Source organism: Methanocaldococcus sp. FS406-22 (assembly GCF_000025525.1).
GTDB lineage: Archaea > AGJL01 > Methanococci > Methanococcales > Methanocaldococcaceae > Methanocaldococcus.
Genome location: NC_013887.1, coordinates 458,677 through 475,959, shown reverse-complemented (window position 1 = coordinate 475,959; position 17,283 = coordinate 458,677). Strand labels below are relative to the sequence as shown.

At 30.9% G+C, this 17,283-nt stretch carries 19 protein-coding genes and 1 CRISPR repeat array (1 of these 20 only partly in view); of the genes, 9 read left to right on the top strand and 10 right to left on the bottom strand.

Annotation, left to right across the window (positions count from 1 at the left end; all coding sequences use genetic code 11):
- Nucleotides 1-835: a CRISPR direct-repeat array (repeat unit 30 nt; unit sequence GTTAAAATCAGACCGATTCGGTATGGAAAC); it reaches 376 nt to the left of the window's first position.
- Nucleotides 836-1,037: 202 nt separating this feature from the next.
- A complete protein-coding gene (locus MFS40622_RS02460; protein WP_012980097.1) occupies nucleotides 1,038-1,463 on the bottom strand; it encodes a ferredoxin family protein in 426 nt (141 codons plus the stop codon).
- A 121-nt stretch (nucleotides 1,464-1,584) separates the two neighbouring features.
- On the opposite strand from MFS40622_RS02460, the gene pyrF reads away from it, so the two are divergent.
- Genes pyrF through radB form a run of 3 tightly spaced genes read left to right on the top strand, consistent with a single transcriptional unit; the run spans nucleotide 1,585 to nucleotide 3,349 of the window.
- Complete coding sequence (pyrF, locus tag MFS40622_RS02455; RefSeq protein WP_012980096.1) at nucleotides 1,585-2,226, top strand: orotidine-5'-phosphate decarboxylase; 642 nt, start codon at nucleotides 1,585-1,587, stop codon at nucleotides 2,224-2,226.
- 4 nt (nucleotides 2,227-2,230) lie between these two features.
- On the top strand, nucleotides 2,231-2,695 hold the full coding sequence (gene frhD / locus MFS40622_RS02450) for a coenzyme F420-reducing hydrogenase, FrhD protein (protein WP_012980095.1): 465 nt from the start codon (nucleotides 2,231-2,233) through the stop codon (nucleotides 2,693-2,695).
- Nucleotides 2,696-2,710: 15 nt separating this feature from the next.
- Nucleotides 2,711-3,349: a DNA repair and recombination protein RadB gene (radB, locus tag MFS40622_RS02445; RefSeq protein WP_012980094.1), complete on the top strand. Its 639-nt coding sequence runs from the start codon at nucleotides 2,711-2,713 to the stop codon at nucleotides 3,347-3,349.
- Here radB and comA read toward each other — a convergent pair.
- Nucleotides 3,346-4,101, bottom strand: coding sequence for a phosphosulfolactate synthase (gene comA, locus MFS40622_RS02440; RefSeq protein WP_012980093.1), 756 nt, complete (start codon nucleotides 4,099-4,101; stop codon nucleotides 3,346-3,348). The genes radB and comA overlap by 4 nt on opposite strands.
- A gap of 147 nt (nucleotides 4,102-4,248) precedes the next feature.
- Between comA and comD the strand changes: the two genes are divergently transcribed.
- From comD to MFS40622_RS02415, 5 genes are all read left to right on the top strand, one after another.
- Nucleotides 4,249-4,758, top strand: coding sequence for a sulfopyruvate decarboxylase subunit alpha (gene comD / locus MFS40622_RS02435; protein ID WP_012980092.1), 510 nt, complete (start codon nucleotides 4,249-4,251; stop codon nucleotides 4,756-4,758).
- 14 nt (nucleotides 4,759-4,772) lie between these two features.
- Nucleotides 4,773-5,339: a sulfopyruvate decarboxylase subunit beta gene (gene comE / locus MFS40622_RS02430; RefSeq protein ID WP_012980091.1), complete on the top strand. Its 567-nt coding sequence runs from the start codon at nucleotides 4,773-4,775 to the stop codon at nucleotides 5,337-5,339.
- A 46-nt stretch (nucleotides 5,340-5,385) separates the two neighbouring features.
- On the top strand, nucleotides 5,386-6,330 hold the full coding sequence (gene twy1 / locus MFS40622_RS02425) for a 4-demethylwyosine synthase TYW1 (protein ID WP_012980090.1): 945 nt from the start codon (nucleotides 5,386-5,388) through the stop codon (nucleotides 6,328-6,330).
- Between the two features lie 28 nt (nucleotides 6,331-6,358).
- On the top strand, nucleotides 6,359-6,583 hold the full coding sequence (locus MFS40622_RS02420; RefSeq protein ID WP_012980089.1) for an antitoxin VapB family protein: 225 nt from the start codon (nucleotides 6,359-6,361) through the stop codon (nucleotides 6,581-6,583).
- Between the two features lie 287 nt (nucleotides 6,584-6,870).
- Nucleotides 6,871-7,218, top strand: coding sequence for a type II toxin-antitoxin system VapC family toxin (locus tag MFS40622_RS02415; protein WP_012980088.1), 348 nt, complete (start codon nucleotides 6,871-6,873; stop codon nucleotides 7,216-7,218).
- A gap of 5 nt (nucleotides 7,219-7,223) precedes the next feature.
- On the opposite strand, the gene cfbE is transcribed toward MFS40622_RS02415, so the two are convergent.
- From cfbE to yjjX, 4 genes are all read right to left on the bottom strand, one after another.
- Nucleotides 7,224-8,426, bottom strand: a complete 1,203-nt coding sequence (cfbE, locus tag MFS40622_RS02410) for a coenzyme F430 synthase (RefSeq protein ID WP_012980087.1) — start codon at nucleotides 8,424-8,426, stop codon at nucleotides 7,224-7,226.
- Nucleotides 8,427-8,575: 149 nt separating this feature from the next.
- The gene (locus MFS40622_RS02405; RefSeq protein WP_012980086.1) at nucleotides 8,576-9,190 is read right to left on the bottom strand and encodes a hypothetical protein; all 615 of its coding nucleotides are present in this window, start codon (nucleotides 9,188-9,190) and stop codon (nucleotides 8,576-8,578) included.
- Entirely contained in the window at nucleotides 9,187-9,744 is a 558-nt protein-coding gene (locus tag MFS40622_RS02400; RefSeq protein WP_012980085.1) for a hypothetical protein, read from the bottom strand. Before MFS40622_RS02400 ends, MFS40622_RS02405 begins: the two co-directional genes overlap by 4 nt.
- A 114-nt stretch (nucleotides 9,745-9,858) precedes the next feature.
- On the bottom strand, nucleotides 9,859-10,512 hold the full coding sequence (gene yjjX / locus MFS40622_RS02395) for an inosine/xanthosine triphosphatase (protein WP_012980084.1): 654 nt from the start codon (nucleotides 10,510-10,512) through the stop codon (nucleotides 9,859-9,861).
- A gap of 170 nt (nucleotides 10,513-10,682) precedes the next feature.
- Here yjjX and infB point away from each other — a divergent pair, with 170 nt between their 5' ends.
- Complete coding sequence (gene infB / locus MFS40622_RS02390; protein ID WP_012980083.1) at nucleotides 10,683-14,150, top strand: intein-containing translation initiation factor aIF-2; 3,468 nt, start codon at nucleotides 10,683-10,685, stop codon at nucleotides 14,148-14,150.
- Between the two features lie 19 nt (nucleotides 14,151-14,169).
- On the opposite strand, the gene MFS40622_RS02385 is transcribed toward infB, so the two are convergent.
- The 4 genes from MFS40622_RS02385 to porB form a co-directional block, all read right to left on the bottom strand.
- Nucleotides 14,170-15,129: a tetratricopeptide repeat protein gene (locus MFS40622_RS02385; RefSeq protein WP_052292123.1), complete on the bottom strand. Its 960-nt coding sequence runs from the start codon at nucleotides 15,127-15,129 to the stop codon at nucleotides 14,170-14,172.
- Nucleotides 15,130-15,360: 231 nt separating this feature from the next.
- On the bottom strand, nucleotides 15,361-15,786 hold the full coding sequence (locus tag MFS40622_RS02380) for a 4Fe-4S dicluster domain-containing protein (RefSeq protein WP_012980081.1): 426 nt from the start codon (nucleotides 15,784-15,786) through the stop codon (nucleotides 15,361-15,363).
- A gap of 28 nt (nucleotides 15,787-15,814) precedes the next feature.
- Nucleotides 15,815-16,309, bottom strand: a complete 495-nt coding sequence (locus MFS40622_RS02375; protein ID WP_012980080.1) for a 4Fe-4S dicluster domain-containing protein — start codon at nucleotides 16,307-16,309, stop codon at nucleotides 15,815-15,817.
- Nucleotides 16,310-16,367: 58 nt separating this feature from the next.
- Nucleotides 16,368-17,255: a pyruvate synthase subunit PorB gene (gene porB / locus MFS40622_RS02370; protein WP_012980079.1), complete on the bottom strand. Its 888-nt coding sequence runs from the start codon at nucleotides 17,253-17,255 to the stop codon at nucleotides 16,368-16,370.
- Nucleotides 17,256-17,283 lie beyond the last annotated feature (28 nt).

Below are 17,283 nucleotides of genomic sequence, written 5' to 3'. Positions count from 1 at the left end.
TATGGAAACTTTTATTATTTGGTGAAGGATAAGGAGCAGGTTGTTAGTTTTGTTAAAATCAGACCGATTCGGTATGGAAACATACAGGGGAGAACAATATAGATTTGCAGTTGAAAAACCTCCGTTAAAATCAGACCGATTCGGTATGGAAACAAAAATCTATCATATCGCACGTCAATATCTAGCATGTTAAAATCAGACCGATTCGGTATGGAAACAAGCTTTTAAACATTTTTGTATTTCCTTTACTGTCTAGTTAAAATCAGACCGATTCGGTATGGAAACTAAAGCTTCTCTTTCTTCCAATTCTTTAATTTTCTGCTGTTAAAATCAGACCGATTCGGTATGGAAACGATGAGATGACGACTTCTGATTTTGTCAAGTTCTTTAAGTTAAAATCAGACCGATTCGGTATGGAAACCTCCTCCTCAACAACCTTTTCATAAATTATGTCATTCTCTTCCGTTAAAATCAGACCGATTCGGTATGGAAACCGTTGAGGCTCTTGCAGAAACACTTAATAGCATGAGTTAAAATCAGACCGATTCGGTATGGAAACTTTAGTTTTTCAGAATCTACAGTCTCCCTAACATGCTGTTAAAATAAGACCGATTCGGTATGGAAACATTAAATCCGTAGGTTCGATTGTATTTAACCTAATATCATAGTTAAAATCAGACCTCTTAGAGGATGGAAACCCCGGAAAGGCTTGTGCTGCTATGATACTTCCTATAAGTGTTAAAATCAGACCTCTTGGAGGATAGAAACTACACTTGTTTGCCTTGCCATATACTACTGCATAAAAGTTAAAATCAGACATCTTAGATGTTTCATTCTCTTTTAAGGATTAAACCAAAAGTAAAAACCTATTTTTATTCTTAAACTTAGTAATACTTATATATCTGAATATATAACAAACTATTTAAGTTAGTAATACTGAAAAAGAAAAAATCCCGAGAAAATTTTCCAACCAGTATTAAAAATTATTACAAATTTAGACTAAAAATCTGCCTCCTATGAAATTAAAAATTAAGATATTAAGATATTTTTTCATCTGGAAAAGTTATAGCTTTATTTTCACAGCACATTATAGAGCAGGCATTACAATTAACTATACAACTATATGGATATTTAACAACAACCCTGCCATTTTCTACATCATAAACTCCTCTTGGACAAAAAGAGATACATTTTTTACAATTTTTACATTTACTATAATCAATTTTTGGAAACCAAGGAATATCTTTTCTCTTCTTTCCATATTCTTCATAAAACATCTCTTTTATAGCATCATAATACTGTCTATAAAGTTTAATATTTGGTTCTCTAACAATTTTTGTTACTTCTTCATAAGCTTCATAGATGTCTTTATCTACATCTAATTCTTGCATAAGCTTTTTAATCTCTAAATTTAAGATAAGAAATTCCCTTATTTTCTTTAAAAGTTCGATTTCCTTTATCAAAATATTCACCTCGAAAAGGTAAAGTATTCTTAAAATTCATTATAGTTATGTTGATATAAGATACTCAACTTTTTTATATAAATTTTATCCAAACTATAACGCAAAAAATTGCGGGGATAGGATGCCAAAGTTAATGTTGGCTCTCGATGTTTTGGATAAAGAAGAAGCTTTAAAGATAGCTGAAGATGTTAAGGATTACGTTGATGCCATAAAAGTTGGATACCCGTTAGTTTTATCTTCTGGAATAGAAATTATAGGAGATATAAAAAAACTTTGCAATAAAGAAGTTATATGTGATTTTAAGGTTGCAGATATCCCAGCAACAAACGAGAAGATAGCAAAAATAACACTAAAATATGCTGATGGAATAATAGTTCATGGTTTTGTTGGAGAGGATTCTGTTAAAGCTGTGCAAGATGTTGCTAAAAAGCTAAACAAAAAAGTAATAATGGTTACTGAAATGAGCCACCCTGGAGCTATTCAATTTCTACAACCAATAGCCGATAAATTAGCAGAGATGGCTAAAAAGCTTAAAGTTGATGCTATTGTAGCTCCATCAACAAGGCCTGAAAGGCTTAAAGAAATTAAAAATATTGCTGGATTACCAATAATAACCCCAGGAGTTGGCGCTCAGGGAGGGAAGGTCGAAGACATAATAAATATTCTGGATGATAACGATTACGTTATTGTTGGAAGGGCAATATATCAATCAGAAAATCCAAAAGAAGCAGCTAAAAAATATAAAGAAATGTTAAACAAGTGATAAAATGAAGAAAAAAGATATACTAATTGTTGGTTGTGGAAATCTGTTGTTTGGAGATGATGGTTTTGGGTGTGAAGTTATCAGCAAATTAGAAAAAATGGAACTACCAGATAATGTTGAGGTTATTGATGCTGGGGCTAGTGGAGCTTACTATCTAATGACCTTAGTTGACGAAGACATTAAGAAGATTATCGTTGTTGATGCCATTGATTTTGGTTTAGAGCCTGGAACAATAAAAAAGATAGATGTTGATGAATTGCCAAACATTAAAAAATATTCCTTTGATGCCCATAATGTCCCATTAGCTCCATTCCTTAAAGATTTACATGATAATGGAGTAGAAGTTGTGGTTATTGGTTGCCAAGGTAAAGAATTTACAATGCCAGATATAAAGCCAGGATTGTCTGAAGAAGTTGCTAAAGCTGTAGATAAAGCCATAGAGATGATTTTAGAAGAGATAAATAAATAAGATTTAGGGGTTTATATGCTTAGAGAAATTTTACGAGGAAATGTTGAAAAAGGGATAATAACTCAAATTTATGGCCTACCAGGAGTAGGGAAGACAAATATATGTATTATAAACTCAATAAATGCCATTGATTTTGGAAAAGTAATTTATATAGATACTGAAGGCGGATTATCAATAGAGAGAATTAAACAGATTGCTCCAGATAATTACCAAAAAGTTTTAGAAAGTATGATTATATATAATGTCTTTGATTTTTATGAGCAAGACAAAATTATACAAAAAGAGCTTCCATTAATTGCCAATAACGCAAGTTTAATTGTGGTTGATAACATAACATCTTTATATAGATTAGAGTTAAGTGATGAGGCAAATAAAAACATCATGCTCAATAAAATGCTCGGTAATCAAGTAAGAACCTTATTAAAGTTAGCTAAAACAAATAACTTAGCTGTTATAATAACCAATCAAGTTAGGGAAACAGTTAATGGCTTTGAAGCATCTGGAGGAAGGTTGTTAGAGTATTGGAGTAAGTGTATTGTTAGATTGGAAAAACTCAATGGAGATAGATTAGCCATATTAGAAAAACATCTACATGCTGGAGAGGAGAAAGTAAGATTTAGAATAGTTGAGAGAGGAATAGAGATTATTGACTAAACCTTTCCAAATGTGTCTCCTCTAAGCCCTCTCCTCAACGTCTCTAAGCTTATAACCTCATCGAAGGCAATATTTGCCAAATTAACTGAACTGCCAAATTTTAGTATAAATGCTACTTGCTGGCTCTTCTGCGGAGCTTCAAATATAACTTTATTTATATCAACATTTTTAGATAAGATATCTAATTCATCCTCCTTTACCTTTCCTTCTCTGTCAAACAGCCCTATACCTTTACCACTCTCTCTACCCTCAATAATAACGTAATCTGCCCCAGCATCTAAATCAAAGTTTATTAAATTGATTCTATCCTCTATGGTTAGTTGTTTATCCTTTTCTGGTAGTTTTTTGCCAACTTCAGTTAATACAATAAATCCATTATCTTTTGCCTTCTCTATGGCTTTTTTCCTTTCCTCTAAGCTTATATCTGAAGAACCATCTGAAATTTCAACAGCTTCAAATCCAAGTTTTTCACATTCATTTAAAAATTCATCAAATTTACCTTTAGCATAAGCATATTCAAATAATGTCCCCCCTGGATAGACTTTAATATCCCAATCTTTATAGTAGTTAATTTTCTCTTTAATAACATCCCTATTAATAACTGCAGAAGTTCCCCAACCAAACTTTACAAAATCTATATAATCACCACAAACTTTTAAGTAATCTTCAACAAATTTTGGTGGCAAACCTTTATCTAACACAACCGTTAAACCTCTTTGGAAATCCTCATATAAGAATTCAAATGCTCTCATATAATCACCTTATTTCTTATAGGAAATTTCTTATACAAAAATTTTCTCATAATATAAAACCAGTGTAAAATTATAAAAATTGATATTAGATTATGATATATATGTTTTGTGATTTATTTCCAAATAGTAAAAATATAGAGGGATAGGATGAGAGGTAGCTTAGCAATCTACAATGCTTTAAAAGAAGCTAATATAGATTTTATATGCTCTGTTCCATGTGCAAACTTAAAAAATTTGCTAAAATTGATTGATGAAGATAAAAATCTGACTCACATACCAACAACAAGAGAGGAAGAAGCATTTGGAATATGTGCTGGAGCGTATTTAGCGGGAAAGAAAACAGCAATATTACTGCAAAATTCAGGTATTGGAAATTCAATAAATGCCATTGCCTCATTATACAAAACCTTCCAAATCCCTACATTATTAATAATTAGCCATAGGGGGGATTTGAAAGAGCAAATACCTGCCCAAATACCTATGGGAAGATGGATTGAAAAATTGTTAGATGTTTGTGAAATCCCAACTTATAAACCAAAAACACCAGAAGAAGCTTATAAATTAATAAAATATGCCTCCTCTTATATGTATAAAATCTCATATCCAGTAGCTTTGTTGTTTGATGCACTATATTGGGAGTATGACTTAGAAGAGTAAAAAGAGATGATACCATGTATCCAAAGAGAATAGAGATAATCAAAAAAATCGTTGAAAACATTGGAGAGAAAGAAATAATAGTTAGCAATATTGGAATTCCTTCTAAAGAGCTGTATTATGTAAAAGATAGAGAAAGAAACTTTTATATGCTCGGTTCAATGGGATTAGCTTCTTCAATTGGTTTAGGATTAGCTTTAAATTGTGAAGATAAGGTTATAGTTATAGATGGTGATGGTTCTATATTGATGAACCTCGGCTCTTTATCAACAATTGGTTATATGAATCCAAAAAATTATATATTGGTTATAATAGATAATTCTGCTTATGGTTCTACAGGTAATCAAAAAACCCATACCAGCAAAAATACAAACTTGGAGGAAATAGCTAAGGGCTGTGGATTAGATGCAATAACAACAGAAAGCTTAGAAGAATTTGAAAAAGAGTTTAAAAAGGCTTTAAATGAAGAGAAATGTAAAGTCATTATTGCTAAGGCAATCCCATATAACGAAAAATGTCCTAATATAGAAATTCCGCCTGTTGTTTTGAAATATAGGTTCATGGAAGCTATTAAAAAGAATTAAATTAACATAAATAATCATTTTTAAATAAAATTTTTAAAGTGGGATTATGATTCCAGAAGAAATTTACAAGATTTTGAGGAAGCAGAGATATCAAATAGACAATCACACAGCAGTTAAGCTATGTGGATGGGTTAGAAAAAAGATGTTAGAAGATAAAAATTGCTATAAATCAAAATTTTATGGTATTGAGACACATAGATGTATCCAATGCACACCATCAGTTATTTGGTGTCAGCAAAATTGTATATTCTGCTGGAGAGTCTTGCCAAGAGATATAGGCATAAACATAAAAGAAATTAAAGAACCAGAATGGGAAGAGCCAGAGGTTGTATATGAGAAAATTTTAGCTATGCATAGAAGAATAATTATGGGTTATGCTGGAGTGTTAGATAGAGTTGGAGAAAAAAAATTTAAAGAGGCATTAGAGCCAAAGCATGTGGCTATATCTCTATCTGGAGAACCAACTTTATACCCATATTTGGATGAGTTAATAAAAATCTTCCATAAGAATGGATTTACAACATTTGTTGTCTCAAATGGTATCTTAACAGAGGTTATTGAAAAAATAGAGCCAACTCAACTGTATATCTCATTAGATGCCTATGATTTGGATAGCTATAGAAGAATATGTGGAGGAAAGAAAGAGTATTGGGATAGTATCTTAAATACCTTAGACATTTTAAAAGAGAAGAAGAGGACATGCATAAGAACTACTTTAATTAGGGGATGTAATGATGATATCTTAAAGTTTGTAGAGCTTTATGAAAGAGCTAATGTCCATTTCATTGAGCTAAAATCTTATATGCATGTTGGCTATTCTCAAAAAAGATTGAAAAAAGAAGATATGTTACAACATGATGAAATCCTAAAATTAGCTAAGATGTTAGATGAAAACAGCTCATACAAATTAATTGATGATAGTGAAGATAGTAGAGTGGCGTTATTGCAAAATGAGAATAGAAAAATTAATCCAAAGATTTTTGAAGAATAAAATAATTAAATTTTAATATGGTGATAAAATGGCAACTATATCTATAGATGATGATGTTTATAAAGAATTATTAAAATTGAAAGGTAATAAATCGGTTTCAGAATTCATAAGGGAGTTGTTGGAGGAGAGGAAGAGAAAAAACTTAGATGTGTTTATGATTGCATTTGGTTCAAGGAGTGAGGAGGAGATAGAAAAACTTAAGAAAGAACTTAAAGAGGTTGAAAAATGGATGCAGTCATTGATACAAGTGTAATAATAGAGATATTTAGAGGAAATAAAGATACCGTTTCCCATTTCCATAGCTTATCATAGCATTTAATAATTTATTATACAAACCGATAAGCTATGGAAACGGGTTGTCCTCAACCTATAGCTTCATCGGGAACACCGTTCCCTCAACTATAGACTCATTGGACTTCGGGCTGAACGGAGACAGCCCCGTAAAACTTTTTATCAAATTGAATACAATTACATTAGTCTCGAAGGCAGAGCCTCCTCATCGACCATAATATAAAAATAATGCTACGACTAAGTATTTATATGTTATGGTATGCTACAAAAACTAAGAAACTGTTCCAAACCCTATATCAAATTTGTGATTACAATTGCAAAATAACGTCTATAACTGTCTTTGAACTACATTGTGGGAATCTAAAAGAAAATGAAATGATAATGATTGATAATCTACCAAAATTAAATTTTGATAACAAATCTGCAAAGATTGCTGGTAGTATATTTAAAAAACTAAAAAAAGAAGGAAAAATTCCACCAGTAAAGGATTTATTAATAGCCTCAATATGTATATCAAACAACGTGCTTTTATTAACCTACGATAACGATTTTAAATTGTTTGAAAAGTTTGGTTTGAAAGTAAAAATCTTAGAATAGTTAAATTAACCAATTTTTTCTCTAAGGATAACTAAAGAATTCTTCTTTATTTTATTTTCATTAAATCTATCAATATATTCTCCATTTAAATAATTTAAAAGTTCTCTACCAATCTCTCCAACAAATATGTATTGACAATTAAAGTTTTTTAATATTTCAGCCAGCTTTTTTACATCAATTTCTTCACAAACAACTCCAAAATCCCCGCCAATATAGATATCTCCACCAAATACTTCTAAAAAATCTTTTATAGCATAGGAAATAGCTTTTACATCTAAACCAGGGTTGATATTTTTAACTAAAACCTTTCCATCTATCTCCTTAATTTCCATTCTATTTTTTATAGTAAATGTTTTTAATCTCTCTTTTATCTCATCCATATCAACCAAATTTTTACAAACCTCTATGGCAAATAATGAGTTTTCTACAAAATGTAATCCAAAGATGTTCTTACTGAACTCAAATATCTCATCAAAGTATTCAAATTTTAGAGGATATTCATTCAAAATCTTTGCTCTATCAACATTAACAACATTTAGGCATTTATGGCTTATATTTAAGTTATATCTTTTAATATCTCTCCTATTTATAAAAGCCATCTCAGCATTTTTTAATGAGCTGAATTTTGCAGTTAATGCATCCCTCCTTCCACCAGCTGTTTTATAATTTTCTAATACATTTGTTATAGCCCCATATTTGCATTTAACTAATCCCAAAGATGTTTCAAATATAAAAAAGTCATATTTATCAATGTCTAAGTTATCCAAAATCTTTAAAATAGTTGGTGGAGCTATAGAACCAGAGTTTGAATTATGCAGATATGTCGAATATTTATCTTTCAAAATGTGATTTATTAAAGATGTTGTTGTTGTCTTTCCCTTAACTCCAGTAATATTTATTATTTTTTTGTAGATATCTCCAAATTTCTCCTTTAATATTTCAGACACAGCATCTGTAAATGGGATAAAATTAACATCTATTGGGCAGTGAATTGGAGCTATAATTCTATCATATTTTTCAAAATTTGGTTGTTCAAAAAATAGATTTAACTTATTTTCAAATTTCTCTTTTAATCTTTGATATTTAACTTTAAAATCTTCTGATTTTTTTATTTTTTGATAAATATCCCATACATCAACATCATAGCCCAAATTTAAATACTCCTCAGCCAACGTTAAAGCTCCATGATTGACATCGATAATCAACATAAAAAACACCACAAAAAAAGGATATTTTATGAGTTTTAATTTATGCTCCCTTTAAATAGAGCAATAACAAATCTTATCTCTACTTGAACCTTTTAGTAAAAGCTTCACCAAAACGAGCGGGGCTTCCTTCGTTCAACCCCACTTTCTATTTAATTTATACCACCTTTAAACAGAGCAATAATAAACCTCGTCTCTGCTTTATCCATCTCTTTTAATGAATTTCCTTCAATTATAAATGTATTATTTATTTTTGTTATTGTTGCATTATTTTGAGTTTTTATAATCTCTATAACCATCGTTTTGTTGTTATGCATTAAATATTTACTCTGGTTTATCTTAAGCTTAGTTATTGATGTCTGTCCATTTGCAAAAATGGCTTTTATATTTACTGTGGAGTTTGTTCTATTTAGCTCAACAATTATATTATGTGGGTAAAATTGATTAAACCATTCTAATTTCGTTATTAAATCAACTATTGAGACCCCACCTTCATCTGGCTTTAGACTCATATTTCCATAGATGTAAATTAATATCTTTGAGTGGTAATAATCATAAATCTCTTTATCTGTTGTATTTACCAACTTTACTTCCTTTGCTTCACCAATGGTTGCTCTTAATGGGATTTCTACTGGAGTTCCATTAACTTCAATCACAATTTCTTTTTTTAAATTTAAGTTATTTAAGCTATTATACTTATTGTTTAAACACATAGACACTGAAGTTATTAGTGCAATTATCCCAATAATTAACAGTATTTTTTTCATTTTCTCCCTCCTTTAAGATAATTGTATGTATAATAGAGCAGAATAAATAAAACTACTAGATACCAATATTCTTTTACCCATATTGATAAATAACCGACATAAGGAATTACTAAAGGATGTCCATCTATAACTATAACTCTCTGCTTTATTTGGTTGACTGAAACAAGTTCTGGGTCATGGATTGGATTGTTATCTCCTTTTATTATAAAGTAAGTTTTATTGTTAAACCCAACCTTATCAATAACTCTATGGATTACTGGTTTTGTTGGACTTTTTGGAATATCTGCCTCTAATATTTTATAATCACCGTTATCTGTCTCTATCTCACCCAAAACTTTTATCGATATATCTTTAAAATCTCCTTCGTTAAATATGCATAAAGTTTTGTAAGGGTTTAAGTTAAGCTTATAATCTGCCTCAGAAAGCAAATATTGATAATAAGGCCAGTGAGCTTTATAAACAACTATGTCTCCAACATCAACATCGTTTGGATTAAATTCAAAGCCAGCATTCTCTACTATAACTAAATCTCCCCTCTTCATAATGGGATACATACTGTCAGAGACAACAACATTTACATGGCTCCAAATTAAAAACAAGACAGCCAAGAATATTATCCATTCAACAACATCTTTTTTACTGATTTTTAGGTTAATGATTCCACCCCTTTAATATAGATGGGCATTTTTCATCATCCTTGGAATTAAAGCCATTATTACACTCTCTCTACATAAATCTTTTCTTGTTATATTATTATCTGTTAGGTAACCAATTAAACCAATATTTTTCCCAATATCTTTAATACCAGAAATTTTTTCAGCTATTTTTCCTCCTTCAATTCCTTCCAAAACTTTTTCAGCTACAATTTTTGGGTATTCAAAACCTTGAGATAAACCAACCGTCTCCCTAATTCCATCAAAAACTACACATACATGGACATCTATATAATGTTCCCCCACTTTTATTAATCCTGCCTCTATTCCAACACCATAAGAACATTGAACTTTTTCAAATGCATTTTTAGCCCTATTTAACGCCCCTAAATAAGTTTCTTCTAATCCAATAGGGTGAGACGAGACGTTGCTATTTACATCAACTCCAACTACTTCAACAGCCCCTAAAACTTTCTCAAAACCTTCTCTAACTGCCTCTGTCTTCACTGGATTTGTAGATCCAACAGCAACTACTCTCAACTTATGCCTTGCCATGCTCAACTTTTTAGCTTTCTCTATACATTTTTCATTTTTGCATAAAAATCTCCCAAATAAAAAAATCTCTGCTTTTTCACCACAAATTTCACATTTCTTATTTTTAAATTCCATAACTATCACTATATTATAAGAATTCTATTTGCTAAATAATTTGCAAATAAAATATATATAAGTTAAACATCAAAGGAAGTAGTAATTTCACTAACATAATATAATACTGACAACTTGAATTTATAAATTTATTAATATATTGTGATTAAAACACATTAAGAGGGATTATTATGGCTAAAAAAAACACTAAGAAGGATAATAGAAATCAGAATCTCAGATGTCCAATAGTTTGTGTTTTAGGACACGTGGACCATGGAAAGTGCTTAATGCCTTATGAGAAGGTTTTAACTGAGCATGGAGAAGTTAAGATTGAGGAGTTATTTAAAAAAGGAAATGAAGTTATTGAGGAAGATGAGTTAAAAGAAATAAGAAAGTTGGATATAAAAGTTTGTAGCTTAAATAAAAATGGAGAGATTGAGTTAATAAATGCCCCTTACGTATGGAGATTAAAGCATAAAGGAAAGATGATAAAAATAAAATTAAAGAATTGGCATTCAATAACTACAACTCCAGAACATCCATTCTTAACCAATAATGGGTGGGTAAAAGCAGAAAATATCAAAAAAGGAACCTACATTGCAATACCAAGGAAAGTTTATGGAAATGATAACTTTGAGAAATTCATTGAATTTATAAATTCAAAGATATTAAATAGTGAATTAATTGCAAAAGTTGATGAAAGTGATTTGGAAAATATTGAATTACCTTCAGCAAAGAGCTACAAAAAAGAGAAAAATGTTTTCAGAAGTGAAGATGTTATAGAATATAACCTAAATATTGAAAAAATTGCCTTTTCTCCGAGAATTCACAGATGTGGAAAACCTAAGCATTACATAAAACTTCCAAAATCATTAGATGAATGGAAAAGTTTGTTTTACCTTGCAGGAGTTATGTTTGGAGACGGTTGTAAAGATAAAATAGCAAATAACGATGAGGAGGTATTTAACAAATTAAAATCATTGAATAGCTTAGGAATTGAAGTTGAGAGAATAAAAAGAAAAAGTTCTTATGAAATAATATTTAAAAATGGGAAAAATGCATTAATTAATCTTATTAAAGTCTTATTTGATTATCCAAGTGAAAAAAAATCTTATAACATAAAAATACCACAAATATTATACGTTGCTCCAAAAGAACTCGTTGCAGAGTTTATCAGAGGTTATTTTGATGCCGATGGGCATGTGAATTTAAGACAAAACAGAATTGAAATAGTAAGTGCATCAAAGGAATTTATTGAAGGACTTTCCGTTCTTTTATTAAGATTTGAAATAACATCAAAAATCTATGAGATTAAAAAATCTTACAATGGAGTTAAAAAGAAATACTATCAATTAAATATCGTAGGTAAAAGAAACTTAAAAAACTTCAAAAACATAGGACTTTCAATAAAATATAAAGAAGAAAATTTAAACAAAATCATTGAAAAGAGTAAAAAAAGTGAAAAATATCCAATAAATAAAGATATGAAAAGATTGAGAATCCTGTTTGGAATGACTAAAAATGAGGTAAATATCTCATATTACTCAAAATATGAGAATGGAGAAGAGATTCCTTCTTATGAGATTGTTGAAAAGTTTTTGAACTCGTTAAAACCAAATAACTTAGATAAAAAAATAAAGGTATTAGAAGGAAAAGAAAAAGATGTTAATTATTTAAAAGCATTTGAAAGTGATGGATTAATAAAAGATGGAAAATTAACTGAACTGGGTAAAGAAGCATTAAATATTTGGAAAAACCAGGACTTTGGAGAAGAAGACATAGAATATATAAAATCATTAATACAAAATATTGCATTTGTTGAAGTTGAAGATATTGAAGTTATTGATTATGATGGCTACGTCTATGATTTAACAACAGAAACACACAACTTCATAGCAAATGGTATAATTGTGCATAACACAACACTTTTAGATAAGATTAGAAAAACAAGAGTTGCTAAAAGAGAAGCTGGTGGAATTACCCAACACATAGGGGCGAGTGAGATTCCAATAGATGTTATAAAGAGGTTATGTGGAGATTTATTAAAGATGTTAAAAGCAGAGTTAAAAATTCCTGGGCTGTTAGTTATAGACACCCCTGGGCATGAGGCATTCACATCTTTAAGAAAAAGAGGAGGAGCTTTGGCTGATATAGCCATATTAGTTGTTGATATAAACGAGGGCTTTAAGCCACAAACAGTTGAGGCAGTTAATATATTAAGGCAATGTAAAACCCCATTTGTTGTGGCAGCAAATAAAATTGACTTAATCCCTGGATGGAATTCTAAGGAAGGGCCGTTTATCTTAAACTTTAATGAAAAGGCTCAACACCCAAATGCTTTAACTGAATTTGAAATAAGGTTGTATGAAAACATAATAAAACCATTAAATGAGCTTGGTTTTGATGCTGACTTGTATTCAAGAGTTCAAGATGTAACAAAAACTGTCTGTATCATCCCTGTCTCAGCAGTTACTGGAGAAGGAATTCCTGATTTATTGATGATGGTTGCAGGTTTAGCCCAAAAGTTTTTAGAGGATAGATTAAAGCTTAATGTTGAAGGATATGCAAAGGGAACAATATTGGAAGTTAAGGAAGAGAAAGGATTAGGAACAACGATAGATGCCATAATTTATGATGGAATTGCAAGAAGGGGAGATTATTTAGTTGTGGGATTGCCTGATGATGTTTTAGTTACAAGAGTTAAAGCTTTATTAAAACCAAAGCCATTGGATGAGATGAGAGACCCAAGAGATAAGTTTAAGCCAGTAAATGAAGTTACAGCTGCTGCAGGGGTTAAGATAGCCGCCCCAGATTTGGATAAAGTTATAGCCGGATGTCCAATAAGGATTGTTCCAAAAGATAAGATAGAGGAAGCAAAAGAAGAGGTTATGAAAGAAGTTGAAGAGGCAAAGATAGAGGTTGATGATGAAGGAATTTTAATAAAAGCAGATACTCTCGGCTCTTTGGAAGCTTTAGCTAATGAGTTAAGAAAGGCGGGAGTTAAGATTAAGAAGGCAGAGGTTGGAGATGTAACCAAGAAGGATGTTATTGAAGTTGCATCATACAAGCAGAGTAATCCATTACATGGAGCGATAGTTGCCTTTAACGTAAAAATTTTACCAGAAGCTCAGAAAGAAATAGAGAAATATGACATAAAAGTATTTGTAGATAACATTATCTATAAGTTAGTTGAAGACTTCACAGAGTGGGTTAAGAAAGAGGAAGAGAGAATTAAATATGGTGAGTTTGAAAAACTCATCAAACCAGCAATTGTTAGAATTTTACCAGATTGTATATTTAGACAGAAAGACCCTGCAATTTGTGGAGTTGAAGTTCTCTGTGGAACTTTGAGAGTTGGAGCTCCACTAATGAGAGAGGATGGAATGCAGTTAGGTTATGTTAGAGAGATAAAGGATAGAGGGGAGAATGTTAAAGAAGCAAAGGCAGGGAAGGCAGTTTCGATAGCTATAGATGGTAGGATAACTTTAAAAAGGCATGTTGATGAAGGAGATTGTATGTATGTGGCTGTTCCAGAAAGCCATGTTAGAGAACTCTACCATAAATACATGGATAGACTAAGAAACGATGAAAAAGAAGCATTATTAAGATACATGGAATTAATGCAAAAATTAACCAACAACATATTCTGGGGAAGATAAACTATTTTTTATTTTTTATTTAGATGTTATTATCAAGAGCTTTATTATAGGTCTCCACTGCTTCTTCAATTTTTCCAAGTTTTTCGAGGATTCTCGCTTTATTTATTAACGAGCTTTTAAATATAAAGTTATTGTCCTTCAATTTTGAAATAATTTCATCATAAATTTTTAAGGCATCGTCAAGTTTGTTTAAATGCTCATAAACTAATGCCTTATAGAATTTCGCTTCAATATCTTCAGGAAACTTTTGTAAATATTTACTTAAATATTTTAATGCTTCATCATAATTTCCTGACAATAACTCAAGATATCCAATATCTTTGTAAGTATGAATCCAGTCCTTATTTAATCCTATAGCAGTGTACAGGCATTTGAGTGCTTCTTTGTAATTTCCCAATTTTTTCAGCATCTTTCCTTTTAAATACCATGCGTATGTGTCATTTTTATTAATCTCAATAACTCTATCTAAACATTCAAGAGCTTCGTTTAATCTTCCCAAATCTCCCAATAAAATAGCTTTTTGTCTCCATATTGAGGACAACTTATCATTTACTTTTAATAATTCATCAAAATACTTTAATACCTCTTCATACTTTCCCAACTCAATAAATATTAATGCTTTATGAAATGGGGAAAGATAACATTTTGAGGAGATTTTTGAGAGTTTATCAATGTATTTCAATGTCTTTTCATAATCTCCCTTAACAAAATTTAAACATATTAAATTCGTCCAAGAAAGTGGAGATTTCTCTTTATTATTATCTATTTTTTCAAATTGTTCCATTGATTTGTCCATATCTCCCATAATCTTTAAAATAATCCCTTTTACATATAAAACTAATGTGTTTTTTGGGTCTAAAGATAACACTTCATCCAAACATTTGATTGCATTTTCAAATTCACCTTTATCAGAAAATTCAATTGCTTTAATTACATTCTTTAGGATTTCAAGGGTTTTTATCATGTCTTCACATTCCATTTACATCACTTTTATCACACTTTTAACATTAATTTGAATTCATTAATAAGCATCTATTGATATTAAATTGAAAACAAGTTATTTTAAGTACAGTTTGGATTTATATACTTTTTGGAAGATTTTCGAATGGAAACTGGCAATTATGTTGAATAAAATAAACCTCGAAAAACAAAATCCAAAAGTTATCATAAAAATAAGAAAAATAATCATAATACAGTCATACTAATGATATCACTTAGCAGCTCCTTTAAATCCTCCATATATGGCATACAACTTACTGAACTTATCAAGAGTATTACACAACTTATTACTCAATATTTCTTCAAGGTTATTTATAGCTCCAGTTGGACATACTTCTTTGCAAATTTCAACATCTCTTTTATAACATCCATTACACTTTATTGCTACTCCATCAATTCTTATAGCTCCAAATGGACATGCTAAGGCACACAAACCACAGCCGATACATTTATCCTTTATAACAACCACTTTATCATTAATCCTCTCTATTGCATTCTCTGGACATGCATATAGACAGGGATTTTTATCGCAATGCATGCATTTTATTGGGAACTCATTAAAAGTTATTCCATTTACTGGACAACTTCTCTCACATCTTCTACATCCAATACAGGAGCCAACATTAACTACTACCATTATTTCACCAAAAAATAATTATTAATAATTAAGGTTGAACCTTAGCATTTATGGTTATTTTTGAAATTAAACTGTTATCTGTTTTTTGTGTTGGAAGAGTCATCTTACTAAATAAATCCAAAGATTTATCTCTCTTAGCAAATATTAAGTCATTTACATCAACAAGCTCTAAGCATCTCTTTGAGCAAGCTTTAACACATGCTGGTTCATCCCCATTGCATAAAATACACTTATAAGCTTTGTCTTCCATTATTATAGCTCCAAATGGACATGCTAAGGCACACAAACCACAACCTATACAGATTTCTTCATTCAAATACACATAACCATCTTTATGCTCAATTGCTGAAACTGGACAAACCTCCTTGCAAGGGGCTGAAGCACAGTGCTGACATATAATTGGAATATATTTTCCATCCTTCTCCATTATGGCTATTCTTCCAACTTTATTCTTTTCCATGCATGCCTTAACACAATCCCCACAGTTGTCACAGTTAAAGTTTGTCATTATTATTTTTTTCATCCTAATCACCACAAAAAATTATTATTTTATAATCCAAATAAAAAAGGGAATTTTTAATTTAAAGCCCCAATAACTTACACTTTTCGTCGATATATCTCTGAATTCTTTCAATATCTTCATCAGTTAAGTGTCTATACCTTTTCTGCATCTTTAGATACTCTCTAACGGGTTTCCTCTTAGCTGGTTTGTAGGTAATTCTGAAATCCCCATTTTCAATCTCATAGAGTGGGAAAACTCCTGTTTCAACTGCCAATCTTCCAATTTCTATTGTTTTTTCTGGTGGATATCCCCAACCTGTTGTACAAGGCTGTAAAACTTGTATAAATTTAGGACCTTCAATGCTCAATGCCTTTTTAACCTTTCTCATAAAGTCTTCTGGATATGAAATGCATGCAGTAGCAACGTAAGGAATTCCATGAGCCGCCATTATCATTGTCATATCTTTTTTAGGTCTATCTTCCCCTCTAATTTTTGAACCAGCTGGAGATGTTGTTGTAGCAGCCATGAAAGGTGTTGATGAACTTCTCTGTATTCCGGTGTTCATGTATGCCTCGTTGTCATACATAACATATAGTATATTATGCCCTCTTTCCATAGCCCCACTTAATGCCTGAAAACCAATATCTGCTGTTCCTCCATCTCCTCCAATTGCAATGACATTTATTTTTTTATCAGCATATTTACCTCTCTTTCTCTTTAATGCTTTTATAGCCGCCTCAATACCACTTGCTGTTGCCGCTGCATTTTCAAAGGCAGTATGAATCCAAGGAACTCTCCATGATGTCTCTGGATATGGTGTTGTCATAACCTCTAAACATCCAGTAGCGTTTGATATAATGGTGTTTTTTCCAGCCGCCTTTAAAAGCAATCTTGCTACAATTGCCGCTCCACAACCAGCACATCCTCTATGCCCTGGAGCAAATAATTCTTCTCTTGGAAATTGCATTACAATCACCCAATTAAAAATTTATTTT